This is a genomic window from Helicobacter cholecystus, from assembly GCF_003364215.1.
Taxonomy (GTDB): domain Bacteria; phylum Campylobacterota; class Campylobacteria; order Campylobacterales; family Helicobacteraceae; genus Helicobacter_G; species Helicobacter_G cholecystus.
The window spans coordinates 23512-38354 of the sequence record NZ_NXLU01000008.1 but is presented as its reverse complement, the minus strand read 5'-3'; the positions used below and the strand labels follow the sequence as shown (position 1 = coordinate 38354).

Annotated in this window: 14 protein-coding genes; 3 read left to right on the top strand and 11 right to left on the bottom strand. The window is 33.9% G+C overall.

All coding sequences use genetic code 11. The annotated features are described in order from the left end of the window. Nucleotides 1-29 precede the first annotated feature (29 nt). The 3 genes from gmd to CQA62_RS06010 all read left to right on the top strand — a co-directional run bounded on the left by gmd (nt 30) and on the right by CQA62_RS06010 (nt 3982). Entirely contained in the window at nt 30-1142 is a 1113-nt protein-coding gene (gene gmd / locus CQA62_RS06020; protein ID WP_104724790.1) for a GDP-mannose 4,6-dehydratase, read from the top strand. 219 nt (nt 1143-1361) lie between these two features. Continuing rightward, nucleotides 1362-2390, top strand: a complete 1029-nt coding sequence (locus CQA62_RS06015) for a GDP-L-fucose synthase family protein (RefSeq protein WP_104724789.1) — start codon at nt 1362-1364, stop codon at nt 2388-2390. Continuing rightward, entirely contained in the window at nt 2387-3982 is a 1596-nt protein-coding gene (locus CQA62_RS06010) for a sulfatase-like hydrolase/transferase (RefSeq protein ID WP_104724788.1), read from the top strand. The genes CQA62_RS06015 and CQA62_RS06010 overlap by 4 nt, the downstream gene beginning before the upstream one ends. Here the strand turns inward: CQA62_RS06010 and CQA62_RS06005 are convergent. The 11 genes from CQA62_RS06005 to rfbF form a co-directional block, all read right to left on the bottom strand. Further along, a complete protein-coding gene (locus CQA62_RS06005; RefSeq protein WP_104724787.1) occupies nt 3969-5117 on the bottom strand; it encodes a glycosyltransferase in 1149 nt (382 codons plus the stop codon). The two genes, CQA62_RS06010 and CQA62_RS06005, sit on opposite strands and share 14 nt — an antisense overlap. After that, entirely contained in the window at nt 5114-6106 is a 993-nt protein-coding gene (locus CQA62_RS06000) for a glycosyltransferase family 2 protein (RefSeq protein WP_104724786.1), read from the bottom strand. Before CQA62_RS06000 ends, CQA62_RS06005 begins: the two co-directional genes overlap by 4 nt. Beyond that, the gene (locus CQA62_RS05995) at nt 6103-6906 is read right to left on the bottom strand and encodes a glycosyltransferase family 2 protein (RefSeq protein ID WP_158653696.1); all 804 of its coding nucleotides are present in this window, start codon (nt 6904-6906) and stop codon (nt 6103-6105) included. Before CQA62_RS05995 ends, CQA62_RS06000 begins: the two co-directional genes overlap by 4 nt. Nucleotides 6907-6980: 74 nt before the next feature. Then, the gene (locus tag CQA62_RS05990; protein WP_104724784.1) at nt 6981-8144 is read right to left on the bottom strand and encodes a glycosyltransferase family 9 protein; all 1164 of its coding nucleotides are present in this window, start codon (nt 8142-8144) and stop codon (nt 6981-6983) included. Between the two features lie 10 nt (nt 8145-8154). Continuing rightward, on the bottom strand, nt 8155-9102 hold the full coding sequence (locus tag CQA62_RS05985) for a methyltransferase FkbM (RefSeq protein ID WP_104724783.1): 948 nt from the start codon (nt 9100-9102) through the stop codon (nt 8155-8157). Nucleotides 9103-9174: 72 nt separating this feature from the next. After that, on the bottom strand, nt 9175-10533 hold the full coding sequence (locus tag CQA62_RS05980) for a protoporphyrinogen/coproporphyrinogen oxidase (RefSeq protein WP_104724782.1): 1359 nt from the start codon (nt 10531-10533) through the stop codon (nt 9175-9177). After that, nucleotides 10517-11401: an NAD-dependent epimerase/dehydratase family protein gene (locus CQA62_RS05975; RefSeq protein WP_104724781.1), complete on the bottom strand. Its 885-nt coding sequence runs from the start codon at nt 11399-11401 to the stop codon at nt 10517-10519. Before CQA62_RS05975 ends, CQA62_RS05980 begins: the two co-directional genes overlap by 17 nt. After that, nucleotides 11398-12369, bottom strand: a complete 972-nt coding sequence (locus CQA62_RS05970; protein WP_104724780.1) for an NAD-dependent epimerase/dehydratase family protein — start codon at nt 12367-12369, stop codon at nt 11398-11400. Before CQA62_RS05970 ends, CQA62_RS05975 begins: the two co-directional genes overlap by 4 nt. After that, complete coding sequence (gene rfbC / locus CQA62_RS05965; RefSeq protein ID WP_104724779.1) at nt 12363-12923, bottom strand: dTDP-4-dehydrorhamnose 3,5-epimerase; 561 nt, start codon at nt 12921-12923, stop codon at nt 12363-12365. Before rfbC ends, CQA62_RS05970 begins: the two co-directional genes overlap by 7 nt. Continuing rightward, nucleotides 12920-13999, bottom strand: coding sequence for a CDP-glucose 4,6-dehydratase (rfbG, locus tag CQA62_RS05960; protein ID WP_104724778.1), 1080 nt, complete (start codon nt 13997-13999; stop codon nt 12920-12922). Before rfbG ends, rfbC begins: the two co-directional genes overlap by 4 nt. Beyond that, nucleotides 13999-14805, bottom strand: coding sequence for a glucose-1-phosphate cytidylyltransferase (rfbF, locus tag CQA62_RS05955; protein ID WP_104724777.1), 807 nt, complete (start codon nt 14803-14805; stop codon nt 13999-14001). Before rfbF ends, rfbG begins: the two co-directional genes overlap by 1 nt. Nucleotides 14806-14843 lie beyond the last annotated feature (38 nt).

The following is a 14843-nucleotide window of genomic DNA, read 5'->3' as shown; positions in this document are numbered from 1 at the left end:
TATTCAATTTAATTTAGAAAGGAAGGGATATGAAAAAGGCATTAATCACAGGGATTACAGGACAAGATGGTGCATATTTAGCAGAGTTTTTATTGGATAAGGGCTATGAGGTGCATGGAATTAAGCGTAGAACCTCATTATTTAATACAGATCGCATCGATCATCTCTACCAAGATCCTCATGAAAGCAATATTAGATTTATCCTCCACCATGGAGATCTCACAGATAGTACAAACCTTATTCGCATCATTCAAGAAGTTCAACCTGATGAAATTTACAATCTTGCAGCAATGAGTCATGTAGCTGTAAGCTTTGAAGAACCAGAGTATGTGGCAAATGCAGATGGGATTGGTACGCTTAGGATTTTAGAGGCAGTAAGAATCCTAGGACTTGGGAAGAAAACAAAAATTTATCAAGCTTCTACAAGTGAGCTCTATGGACTTGTTCAAGAAGTGCCTCAAAATGAAAAAACCCCTTTTTATCCTCGCTCTCCTTATGCTTGCGCAAAGTTATATTCTTATTGGATTACGGTCAATTATCGAGAAGCTTATAACTTTTTTGCTTGTAATGGAATTTTATTTAATCACGAAAGCCCTATTCGTGGAGAGACATTTGTAACTCGAAAGATTATAAGGGCTGTGAGTAAAATTGCCTTAGGGCTTCAAGATAAGCTCTATTTAGGAAATCTTTCAGCTAAACGTGATTGGGGACATGCAAAAGATTATGTAGAGGCAATGTGGTTGATTTTACAACAAGATAAGCCTCAAGATTTTTGTATTGCTACAGGCATTAGCACAGAGGTAAGAGAATTTGTGAGAATGGCATTTAGCTATATTGGCATAAGCATTGAGTTTAAAGGAAAGGGGGTAGAGGAGAGGGGATATATTGCTTCTTGTGCTCATCCAGAATATCAGCTTGAAGTTGGGCGAGAGGTTGTAAGTGTATCTTCCAAATACTTCCGCCCAACAGAAGTGGATTTTTTGTTGGGAAATCCCCAAAAAGCTAAGAGAGAGCTAGGATGGGAGCCAAAATATACTCTTCAAGATATTATAGAAGATATGATGAGCTCTGATCTTGCATTGATAAAAAAAGATCGCTACTTACAAGAGGGTGGGCATAAGATTATGAGACATTTTGAATAAAGTTGGTCTTGTTATGCTCAATGTAAAAAATAAGCTCAAAAGCAAGTTTTACACTTTGATTCAACAGCCTTGCTCTCCTATTAAGCATTTTAAATATTGCTTATGATTCTTATTTGCATGGCTTTCCCCAAGAATGGATTGATGATCCTGTGCAAACTATTTGCTATCCCCCCCCCCCAAAAAAAAACCATTATGGATTTAAACTTAAAGAGGTGAGAGATGAAGAAAGATTCTAAAATTTTTATTGCTGGGCATCGTGGGCTTGTAGGCTCTGCAATTTATCAAGAACTCCAAGAGAGGGGTTATACTAATCTCTTTGTGCGCACTCATAGTGAGCTAGATTTAAGCGATCAAGCCAAAGTAGATGAATTTTTCTCTCAAGAGAAGTTTGATTATGTGTTTTTATGTGCAGCCAAAGTAGGGGGAATTTATGCAAATAATATTTATAGAGCGGATTTTATTTACCAAAATCTAGCCATCCAAAATGCTGTCATTCATTCTGCTTATAAATATGGGGTGAAAAAACTTCTTTTTTTGGGATCAAGTTGTATCTATCCTAAAAATGCTCCACAACCTATGAGAGAGAATGCTCTTCTTAGCAGTGAGCTAGAATACACCAATGAACCCTATGCAATTGCTAAAATTGCAGGGTTAAAAATGTGTGAAAGCTATAATCTTCAATATGGCACAAATTTTCTCTCAGTGATGCCGACTAATCTTTATGGAGAGAATGATAATTTTGATTTGCAAAACTCTCATGTTCTTCCTGCATTGCTTAAAAAAATCCATCTGGCCAAACTTTTGAGTGAGGGAAGGAATGATGAGGTTAAAAGAGAAGTGGGGGATTTAGATTTATTGCAAAAGCATCACATTAGTTCAGAGCAAGTAGTGCTATGGGGAAGCGGGAATCCACGGCGAGAATTTCTACACTCCAAAGATATGGCAAGGGCGTGTGTGTATATTATGCAAAATATAGATTTTAAAGATTTGTGTGAGGGCAATGAGATTAGAAACACACACATTAATATTGGGTATGGTGAGGATATTACAATTGCTGATCTTGCATTAATGATTAAAGAAATTGTGGGGTATAGAGGGGAGATTGTTTTTGATCACTCCAAACTTGATGGGACAATGCAAAAGCTTCTTGATACTTCCAAACTCACTTCATTAGGTTGGAAGCCAAGTATTCCATTAAAAGAGGGGATTAAAGAGGTATATCAATTAGTATATGGGAAAATGGGGTGAGATTTTTTACATTTGAGAAAAGATGGATTTTTTCTATCTTTTGTATCCTGATATTTGTCTTTATGGAAAATCCAAGTATTTGGGCAAAGCTTCAGCATACAAATATTCAAGCTTTTTCTTTTTTTAAAAGTTTTACATTGCTTTGTGCTGAGATTATTTTGTTTTTATGCATTCTTTTTTCTGTGCGAAGTTTTAGAGGATATAAGCTTTTATTCTGCATAAGCCTTTCCTTATCGACTTTGATTTTTGATGTATATTTTTATACATCTGGCAAAGTTATTGAATTTCAAGAATTTCTCTTGCTTTATCAATCAAAAGCCAATTTATTTGATGCAATACAAATGTATAAAATGCAGATTTTGCAAGCCTGTTTAAGAATTTTGATGCTATGGATTGGTGTTTATCTATTACCCCCCCCCCCTACTCACCTCAATTGCTCTAGAATAAAGCTTATTTCCTCTTGTCTCTCACTGCTTCTTTTCCTCTCTTTGATTGGACTTGTTTTTTTTACCTGTATTCTAAGATCAGGAGCTGGGACAAATAAGCTTCCAGCACCAGTTTCACTCTATGGGCTTTCTCTTGCATATTTTTATGATTCTATTAAAAATCCACACACTTATAAGTACCAAAGACAAGGACTGTCTAGATTGAAGAAAAGTGAGTATCAAAATATCATTTTAATTGTTGATGAAAGTGTGAGATGGGATTATTCACCATTTTTGAGGATAAGAGATTATCATCATTGGAATGTGTTTAATTATGGATGTGCAACTTCCTATGCAAATGCATCGGCAACAAGTAATATATTGTTACGCAAAGGAGCAAGATTTGAGAGATTATCGAGTGATTTTTATAACAATCCTTTGATTTGGGATTATGCTAGAAAGGCGGGATATACAACCTATTTATACGATAATCAAGGAAGGGGAGTGGGACATGATTATTTTGATAGTAAAGAAAGAGAAATGATTGATTTTAATATTTCCAATTCGGTATTCAAGGATGCTGATATATGGAAGCAACTTTGTTACCTTAATGGCAGTGCAAAGACTTTTACATTGATTATCAAAAGAGGATCCCACTTTCCATATAAAGATTTTTCTGAGGATCAAAAAGTTGACTTTGCTCTATCCACATATCAAAATGCGACCCCTTTAAGAAAAAGATATTTAAAATCAATTGTTTTTCAAAGTGATAATTTTTGGAGAGAATTTTTTAATCTTGCTATCAATAAGCCAACACTCATTATTTACACTTCAGACCACGGACAGAATCTAGAAGATGTGGAGGGATTAACACATGGTACAAGTGGTAAAAAGCCCTATGTTGGAGAAGGTCTTGTGCCATTGGTGGTGCTTACAAATATTAAAGATCATTTTGCTAAAAATTTTGAGCACAATTTTAATCATACATCCCATTTCAATATTTTTCCAACTCTTATTGAGAGTATGGGATATTCTTTGATTAATTTGGGATATTCATATAAAAACACTTCGTTAAGAAATGCAGTAACGCCTATTCAAGGATTTTTTTATGGTATCCCTTTTGAGTATTTTGGGAAGAGAGCGGATTTTATGCCTATTTCTGATTGAGGTCTTTTATACACTCTATAAGCTCTCCCACCCCTTTATCCCATAGCATTCGGGCAATAAGGGTGAATACAATGTCTTCATTTTCCTTGAAAACCTGTGGGTAGAAGTGAGCGGTATTCACTCCTTCACTATCTAAGAGGGTAGATTTTTCTTTTTTGATGATGTTATAAGAGAGGAAAACTTCTCTATCATCATTATTTAAAAACCATATCTCTTGAGTTTTGTGTAATGCAATTTTATAAAGCATGCACACAAATCTTCTTAAAACTCTTTTTTTAAGTCCTCCCCCTATAAATACGTAGCCAAGTCCGGTGGTAATAGCAATATTGGGAAGAGAAAGGAGATTGCAAGCGAGTGAGCTATAAATGACAGGTTTAATTGTATAGTTAAAGACTAAAGAGGGATTAATGTGTTTTAAAAGTTTGTAAATACAGGAGAATGTAGAAAAATCCTCTATAGGGTTTATTCCCTTTGAGTTGATCTTAAGCGGGTGAAAGATCAAGCCATTTTCAAGCAGAGTTTGGGTTGAATAATCCTTGGGGGCAATAATGTGAATGGTATACCCTTCATCTCTTAAAGCTTGTAAAACTTCAAGTCTAAAATTACTCATACCAAAACTTGTATTGGAGACAAAAACAAGATTTTTTCCCTTCTTTGCGTAGAGTTTGACTTTTTGTTTGTAGGTTTGAATGGTTTTTGAAATGTCAAATCTCTCTATTGCATACTCTCTTGCAGCTCTACCCATTGTTTCTTTTTGGCTTTGGGAGAGGGAGAGAAAAGTTTTAATTGCATAAAAGAGAGAGTGGGAATCTTTAGCCTCTGCCATTATTCCATTCTCTCCTAAAAATATTTCACCATGTTTTTGAGGAGATTTAATGCATTCTTTGCATCCACTGACATTTGTGGTAATAATGGGTTTTTGCATGCTCATAGCCTCAAGTAAAACTCTAGGCACTCCTTCACGATAGCTAGGTAAAAGGATGCATGAACTTTGAGCGATAATAGGACGGATATCTTCACACTCTCCTAAATATTTGATCAATCCTTCCGCCTCCCACTGCTTAATCACTTTTAAGGGAATAGAACTAGGATTACTATTATCGCATTTGCCCACAAGTTGAAAGGAGATTTTCATAATTTAATTTTTCCAAATGTTAAAAGATAAATTCCTATCCTAGCTAGACTCTGCCATCGGTAAAAGGCTCTAAGGCTAAGTATAGCCGAGAGGAGGTAGGTAGGAAAGGGGAGGGCAGTGAAGATCGTGGATTTATCACAAATCTCTAGGATCTTGATAAGATCTTTTTTTGTGTATTTTCTTGCTTCTAGGATATAGGCACTGATAATCTTCTCTCTATATTTTAAAATTAATGAGGTGTGTTGAGGATAGGCTTGAGTAATCTCTTGAAGGATTTTTAATCCATTTTTAAAATCGAGGATTTTTTTATCTAGACTTGCTTGATCTATAGATCTTGTGGTGGAGTAGGGATTATTCTGATAGAAATACAGAGATTGATCAAGAGCTTGGTAGCTTTCTACCTCAAAGCTTAATATCAAGAAGAATAACCCATCTTCACAGCAAGAGAAAGGAGGATGAATAAAAGAGAGTTTATTTGCAACAAGCTTTGCATAAGAGGTTTTAATGCATTTATTGCAAATACTTTGAAAAATAGTAGAGGTGTTGAGGGTTTGATAGATTTCAGGGTTAGTAAGAGAGGAATTTTTAAGATGGGGAGAGAATTTGAAAAATCTTTTGGGAAAATATGAAAAGCGATAGGCAATGATATCTGTGGGGGATTTTGCAATGGTCTGATAGAGAATTTCAAGGGCATCATTTGCAATAAAATCATCACTATCGATAAATAGACAATATTCTCCTTGTGCATGTTGTATACCCCTTGCTCTTGAGTGGAAAGCTCCAAGATTAGTTGGATTGTAAAGGATTGTGATTTTAGGATTGAGATTTTGATATTTTTGGACAATTTGGATACTTCCATCTCCCCCACAATCATCGATACAAATTATCTCAAAATCCTTAAATGTCTGATTGAGACAGCTTTGTATGCATCGTTGAATATACTCTTCTGTCTTAAAAACAGGAATAATGATAGAAAAAAATGGCTTCATCGTTTAATAAGACCTTTTACTTTGCTTTTAGGGAGTGTCCATAGAATCCATTTCAATGCGAGATAAAGAGGGAAAAGCTTATTGAATGTGTAAGTGATCCTGCACTGTTCATAAAACATTTGCCAAGAGGGAGAAGCAGAGATTCCATTGAGAGAATACGAGGCAATAGGGAAGTGAAGTTTTTTGAATTTATGTCCTGATTTGTAGAGATTTATAAAAAATGCATAATCTGCACAGATTTTATATGAGGTATCAAAGAGAGAATGCACGGATGTACGAGTAAAAGAACTTTGGTGACAAAAGGGTATACGAGATTTAAAATGTGTGGAAGGGTGCTGAATGTAGGAGTGAGTTTTGTCAATCATTTCTGTATCACCATAGATGACACTATAGTTTTGGAGATTTTGCATTGCGACTTTTTCTAAAATATCAAGATGATAAAAGCAATCCTCGCAATTCATAAAATTAATCCATTCTTTTGTGGCTAGGGCAATTCCTTTATTCATCGCATCATAAATCCCCTTATCTTTTTCGCTAAGGAACTTGAAAGTAAAGGTGGGGAAGAGTTTGGCGGTAGCTTCTAAATAAAAGGAGTCTTGTTTGATTGTTTCTTGTGTGATTGTCGCATAGGAGGCAATATACTCAAAAATAGCTTCTTTTGTACCATCTACGCTCCCCCCATCAATAAGAATATATTCAATCTCTTTATAGGTTTGATTAATAACAGAATCCATTGTTTTTTTGATATATGCAAGATTATTATAAACAATAGTAATAATTGAAAAAGTTGTAGGCTTCACAAAAATCCTTAAAATATTTTTTCTATTTATATCAAATAGAGTGCAAAAATTGAAAATAATTAATTAAATTTAATTTAACATGAAAATTCCTTGTGCGTATCATTGGCTATTGGATATTTTTTTAATATTTTATCTATTAGCATAGAGGCATCAATATCATTAATATCAAGAGTGCTATTTTTTCCCGCAAAGCTTGATTGATCAACACAATTTTGAATACTTGGATGGAGGATCAAATGATAATGATTCCCTCTAAGTTCTTGAGGATAGGGCGAGAATCGATGGAAGTGATTGCCATTGCTGATGACAAAAACCTTACTGCAATGAAGAGCCATTGCGATATGCACAGCAGATGTTTCATTACTGATTAAAAAGTCCGTATTATTTAAGATCAAAGCAAGGTCTATAAGACTTGTTTTTCCACATAAATTAGTGGATTGTATACCACAGCTTGCAAGTTTTTCTTGGATATATTTCCCTCCTTGCATATCCTCTTCCCCTCCACATATCACAATATGATTCTTAAAGTTTAGATTTAAAAATTTTCCGATTTCTACAAAATTATCTAATCCCCACTTTCTAAACTGATCTGAAGCACCTATAAATATGACAGAATAAGGAGTACTAAGGGAATATTGGGATAAATTTTTTTTTAAATCTTGAAGTCTCATATAAAAATCAACCTGAATATTTGGCTTAATCAATGTCTTAAAAAAATTAAGATTTCTATAAAATTCAAATAAAATTTCATCCGTGTCAGGAATAAGTAGAGAGTAGTTTTTGTCATATTTTTTTTTGAGTGTAGGAGGAAGATTGGATAAATCACCTTGTGAGGCAATCTTTTCTTGAGCATTGATGATCTTGGCAATATCTTCACTTATGCGATCACGACTATAAATAGGATTAATGAGCGTTTGATATGAAGTTGTGCGTATTCTTTTTATAAGTTTAAAACGATATAAAAGATTTCTTGCAAAAAGTCTACGATTAATTGGGATAAACTCATCAATAAACTCATTGTCTAATTGCTCAGCAAGATTTTGAAAGGCAATATTACCTACAAGTGTAAATTTTCCATATTGCTCATACAGGGATGCTAAAAAATTACGAAACAAAATATAATCACCAATAGCATCTGTGCGAATGACAATTAGGGATTTTTTTTGCTTGGAGAAAAAGAGTGTAGAAAATATCCATTCAAAAAAATAAAAAATTTTATATAGAATCTCTTTAATCATAAAATTTGATTTATCTCATATATTTTTGAAATTCTTTCAGATTTTTTTTAAAAAATGTTCGATAAATTTTATTAATAATTAGAAGCCATAAAGGTGTATTTTTTGTGGTGATGATAAAGTTTTTTTTATCTAAAAATATGTTTCGCTCTATGGTTTTTGGATGATGCATTGGAAAATTTAATTCATATGTTTTCATTTGAGCATACTTACTCCATTCCTTTGTATTAGTTGCATCACTGCGATTTAATCCAATATTTGTGATCATATTGTTTTTAGGATATATATTTAATCCATTATTTTTCCATATTGTATATGTCCAATAATGATCCCATGTATCTATTTTACCCTGATTACAAAGTGAGAAGATTTGATACCATGTTTGCTTTTCTAATTGTGTATCAAATTTTAATTGAGAAAATTCTTGTTCAAAATTTTGAAACTCTCCTTTGTAGAGTTGCCATGCTCTCTTCCAAGTTGCCCATCCCCAAATATGATTATATTTTGAAAAATAATAATCTTCACTCAGTGTTGCTTTTGCTTTCGTATTGAAATCCAAACCACTCCAACCACTTATTGTGAAAATATTAGGATTATCTTTGTATTTTAAAAGTAATTCATGGCAATACCTAAAAAAGCTTTGATTAGGAACAATATCATCTTCAAGAATAATGCCCATATCCTCATTTTGAAACAGAATATCAATGGCCGATGAGATAGAATCTTTAATACTGAGATGTTTTGATCTGATAATCATATGAATTTGACAGTCCCAGTCAATAGAATTTTGAATCTTCTCTCTTAGTGATAGGATTATATTTTTTTCATTATCGTTTTTCCAGTGATTAGATGAAATGTAGAGTTTTGATGCCTGAATAGTTTTAATTACTTCTAAAACTTTAAGTGTAGTGTCATGACGTTTATATGTTGTCAGTAAAATAGGTATATTAAAGCTATTCATATATTGCCTTGATTTTAAAATTATGATCGGTATTTTATGATAAAAATATCCTATTAGATCTTATTTCTGTATCTAGGATATTTTGGTATTGAAGAGTGTTTTTGTGATTTGGTCAGTAATTTTTTTCCCACTCATAAAACTTTGATTGCTCCAAAGATAATCCCATTCTCCAAATCTTCCACAAGAAAATATCCCTTCATTTTTGATATATTCCAATACTCTATGACGATATTTTTCCATATCGTGCGTGAAGATTACATTACCATAAGGAAGAATACGAAAGTCTTGACAGATTATGTCATCTTTATCACAAATTCCCATATCGACAAAAGAGTTGATCACATGCTCGATGCAAAACTTTTGAATATTTTTTTGGTTGTGGGTAAGTTTTTCTAAGGGTTTAAACTCTGAAAAATAGATTTCTGCTTGCAAACTTGAACATCCCTTTGGAGCATTTGCAGGACTTTTTAAAGAAGGGCTATAGACACGAGCAAATAACTTATCTTCATCATAGATATAAAACCACAGATTTTTTGGAATATTTACACGAGAAAAACCAAGAGAAACAATACCAACAGATGTAGCCTTAAGATAGGAGGCATCCTCTAAAATACTTTTTGGTGTTTGCTCAATCATATTGACAAGTATGGGAATAGGGAGGGTAGAGATTAAAGTAGTATATGATTGAGTGCTATTGTCTGAAAAGGTGATAACCTTATTATGTGTGTCAATTTTGATTGCTTCTTTGTTGTAAGCAATATTTACTTGATTTGCAAGTGATTTAAAAAAAGAGCGATATTGACCTTCTTTAGGGTATCGCATTTCTTGTGCATAGTATGTATTGGGAGTGTTATCACTCATGGCTCCCTGTAAGATTTCATCAAGTTTTGGTGTATAAAATCGTGATCCTACCCATGTTGTGCTTAGATTTTTGGCTTCAGTCGTCCAATATTTTCTCGTATATTTCATTGGAAAATTTTCTGTAAAGTAATCACCATATTGTGCTCTAAGCCATTGTTCAAAATTATTAATACTTTCCCCATTTCTATCATTTTTATTGTCAATCATATCTTTGAGTGCAAGCACCTTTTCTTCAATACTTAGAGGAAAAAGATTGTTTTGTGCTGGGTGTTTAAGCCAAATACCCTTTGAGTAATTCATGCAAATTGGAATATGTTTAATGGGTTTTGATGAAGTGTGGAAAATCTTTTGAACATATTCTTCTGAAGCAAAAGAAAGATGTACAGCGTTATCAAACCAAAAGTCTCCTAGGTGTGAGGAGACAAAAAAACCACCACATAATCCTCCCCAATCATTGGTTTTTTCATAAATAATTACTTCTCTGTTGGGTTGTGCTTTTTGGATGTGGTAAGCAGTAGAAATGCCAGCAATCCCAGCACCAAGAATTACAATTTTATTTTGCAAAGACATCTTTTATGCCTTTATGTAGAGAAACCTTAGGTTTCCAATTTGGGAGCTTTTGCAAGCCCGAATTTTTAGAAGAGATAGGATTCATAATTTCATTATCCCGATAGGGTTTTGCACCCCAAATAATAGGTAAGGTGCTTTTTGTGATTTGGGCAAAAATCTCTGCAAGTTCTCTTAAGCTGTATCGTTTATTTTCCAAAGTAAAGGTGGAGAGATTATTTATTTTGTTTTGACTGCAAAGATTAATTAAAGTTGAAAAACCTTCAATAACATCATCAATATGACTTATGTCAATTTTTTGCTCTCCCAAGCTCATTTCAAAGCTTTCTTGAGTTTTTGCAATTTTACTCCATAGGTTAAAAATTTTTGGACGAGTATCGTTGCTACCATAAGTATTGTAAAGGAGTAGATTGCAAAAAATTGTTGAAAGTTTCGTTGAGTAGAAACGTATAATATCGCAAAATGCTTGTTTTGTTGCATCATATAATCCTGCTGGAGAATATGAGCTTGAATTAGCAAATTGACTGAAGGTCATTGTATTAATAAAAAATTTAGGAGGACAATGATTTAGAGCTTCAAGGAGATAAGTGCCAAAGAGAATATTTGCATGAAGCATTTTATCAAGATCTTCTATAGAGTGTGAGGGTTGATAGTATGTTGCTAAATGGACTACTCCATCAAATCGTTCATTTTTTATAAAATCAATTAAATCTTCTAACTTTTTACTATATCGATATGGTGTGCAATATTGTCTAATCATGGAAATATCGCTTGAATCTTGGACAAGAGCTATAATTTGGTATGTAGAAGAAAGATATTTGATGAGATTTTTACCGATAAATCCTGTAGCACCAGTAACTAGAATTTTCATGATGCAACCACAACTCTTTTTGAATAAAAAGTATGGCAAAAAATCTTATCTTTTACCCCCCCCCCTTCTCTCCTTCTTTTTATTGGCACACCAGTTTGGAAACATTTGATACCAGATTCTAAAGAGATTTTAGGTTCCCACCCTTGTAATTCATTACCCCCCTCCCAAGGTAGGGTAATCTCAAGTTCTCTGGGTTCTCGTGCACCCCAGATAATATTGAGTTTCTTTCCATAAACTTTCTCAAATATCTTGACTATTTCTTTGAGTGTTCTTCTAGTAGGATTTTTCAAGGCATATATTTTATCTTTGTGTTTTATTGGATGAAGTGAAATCTGCTGGATAAGACAGTCAAATGCGGAAATAATGTCATCAATATGAGTGATATCAACAATTTGGTTTCCATCACTCATTTTGAGCTCTTCTCCAGTTTGTGCAATTTGAAATAGTAGCGAAAAAAGTCGTTTTTCATTATCATTTGGTCCATAAGTGTTGTAGATTAAAATATGTGAAAATATGGTTGTGGATGTTAAAGCATAATAGCTGATAATATCTTCAAATGCTTTTTTTGTCGCAGCATAAAGGCTTGAAGGGCGATAATTTATGGAGTTGCAATACAGTCCAAAACTTGATGTATTAATAAAAAAAGGTATTTTTACTTGTTTGGCAACTTCCAGTATCTGTACGCCAAATGTGATATTATTGCTAATTAAACTTTCAATATCTTCTAATGAGTGCTGAGAAATCCATAAAGTAGCTAAATGAATAATTCCATCAAAATTTTGAGAGCTACAAAATTCTAGAAGATCTTGCATATTCCCATTATGAACATAGAGAGTACAATAATCTTGGATTTTTTCTACATTGCTTGTTGAGCGAACAATTGCCGTAATGTCGTATTTGTCGTAGAGTTTTTGAGTAAAATGAGTTCCTACAAACCCTGTTGCTCCTGTGATTAGAAGCTTTAGCATTTTATACCCTTGAATTCTTGATTGATATATGAAGCATTTTTATCTTTTTCTGAGATATGTCCAATAGGTAGTGGCCACTTTATTGCAAGTACAGGGTCTAAGGCGTTTAGTCCACTATCAGATTCTGCATTAAATGCGGAAGTTACAAGATATAGGATCTCAGCCTCATCGCTAAGTGTTTGGAATCCATGTGCAAATCCCTCTGGGATATAGAGATATTTCCCGTTCTCTTCACTGAGTTCTATGCCAAAATATTGGCAAAAGGTTGGAGAGTTTTCTCTGATATCCACAGCTACATCATAGATCTTTCCTTTAAGACATCTGATAATTTTGATTTCTGTATGTGGGGGAGTTTGATAGTGCAGTCCTCTAATGGAGCCAATCCCCTTGGTATAAGAATGATTAATTTGCACAATAGGTTTATTTAGTCCAATTTCTAAAAAATCTTTAGTACAAAAATATCTCTCAAAGTATCCCCGACTATCTTTAATAGGCTTTGGTTCTATGATATATACACCTTTAAGTGGAGCTGAAGTGAAACTAAAGCGACTCATTGTTTTCCTTGTATATATGTGATATATTCATCAAGCTGTTGATGAGTCATAATGCGTTGATTGACATAGAAGTTTTTATACCATTGAATTGTTTTTTCTATTGCTTCTTGAGCACTCCAAAGTGTATACCATTTTAGAAGTTTTTGAGCTTTAGTGGCATCAAGCATTAGAAGCTCAGATTCATGAGGATTATTAGGATTATTGTCTTGAATAGAATAGGTTATATCTTTCCATTGAAATTTTGCTATATGAATAATTTTTTCTACTTCTAAATTATCTTCAGATTTTGGACCAAAATTAAATGCTGAAGCATATTTTACTTTTCTTTGCAAAAGTTTTTGGCCAAGCAGGAGATAACCGTATAGTGGTTCTAAGACATGTTGCCAAGGTCGTGTAGCTCGAGGAGATCTTATAATGGCTGGCTGATGAGTAGTTGTGCTCAGTACGAGGTCAACAATAAGACGATCCTTGCTCCAATCTCCCCCGCCTATGACATTTCCAGATCTTGCTGTAGCGATAAGTACTTGGTGTGATATACCAAATTCTTTGGGATTAAAAAAGCTTCTGCGCATAGAATCGGTAAGTATCTCACTACAAGCTTTGCTTGCACTATAGGGATCATATCCTCCAAGTGCATCATTTTCGCGATATGCCCAAATTTGTTCTTTGTTTTCATAAACTTTATCTGTGGTAATGTTGATAATAGCTTTGAGATTTTTAAGATTTCTAGATGATTGAAGTAGATTAAATATCCCGAGAATATTGGTTTGAAAGGTGTATTGTGGATCTTGATAGCTTTCTCTTACAAGTGGTTGTGCTGCAAGATGAAAGATAATGTCAGGTTCCACTTCTTTTAGGGTTTTATCTAAAGTATGGGCATCATTAATATCAGCGATATAGGAATGAATGCATTGGTCTTGGAGTAAGGAGAAATGATTGGGTGTAGAATACGGAGAAAGAGAGTAGCCATAGACTTTGGCTCCAAGTTTTTGAAGCCATAAAGCAAGCCAAGTTCCTTTGAAACCAGTGTGACCAGTCAGAAAAACTTTTTTGTCTTTATAAATTTCTTCAAACATTATCTCAACCATTTTGCCCAAGGGGCCTTGCGTGCAAACCACATTTCTATAAGTTCATTTTTATCTCTAAGTGTGTCCATACATTTCCAAAATCCATGGTGCTTGTAGGCATAAAGCTCACCATCTTTTGCTAGATTTCTAAGTGGTTCTTGTTCAAAAATAAGATTCTTCTCTGCCCCCCCCCCCTGAACGTAATCAAATACCTTAGGCTCACAAACAAAGAATCCTCCATTAATCCAGCCAGAATCATTGCTGTGAGTATCGCCTTTAGGTTTTTCGGTAAATGTTTGAATTTGATCTGTTGTTGGATTGATGTCGAGTGCGCCAAATTTGCCCTCAGGTAAAATAGAAGTCATTGTGATAGCCTTTCCATGTGAGCGATGAAACTTAAGAAGCGCAGAAATATCTACATCGCTTACCCCATCACCATAGGTTAGCATAAAGCTTTCATCCCCTATATATTCTTTAGCTTGAGCAATACGACTCCCAGTCATACTTTCTTGTCCAGTATAGAGCATTGTTACTTTCCAAGGTTCATAGTGCATTTTATGGATCTCTATATCATTACTCTTCATATCGATTGTGATATCGCTGTAACGTGTATAATAATTGAGAAAATAGTCTTTGATAATATGACTTTTATATCCTGTGAGGATAATAAAGTCATTAAATCCATAGTAACTATAGATTTTCATAATATGCCATAAAATTGGCCTACCACCAATTTCTATCATTGGTTTGGGTCGTAATTCTGTCTCTTCTGACAATCGTGTACCCAGTCCACCAGCTAATATAAGAACTTTCATAAATTTTTCCTTTATGCTAGTTGTGAGTTTAAGTTAAG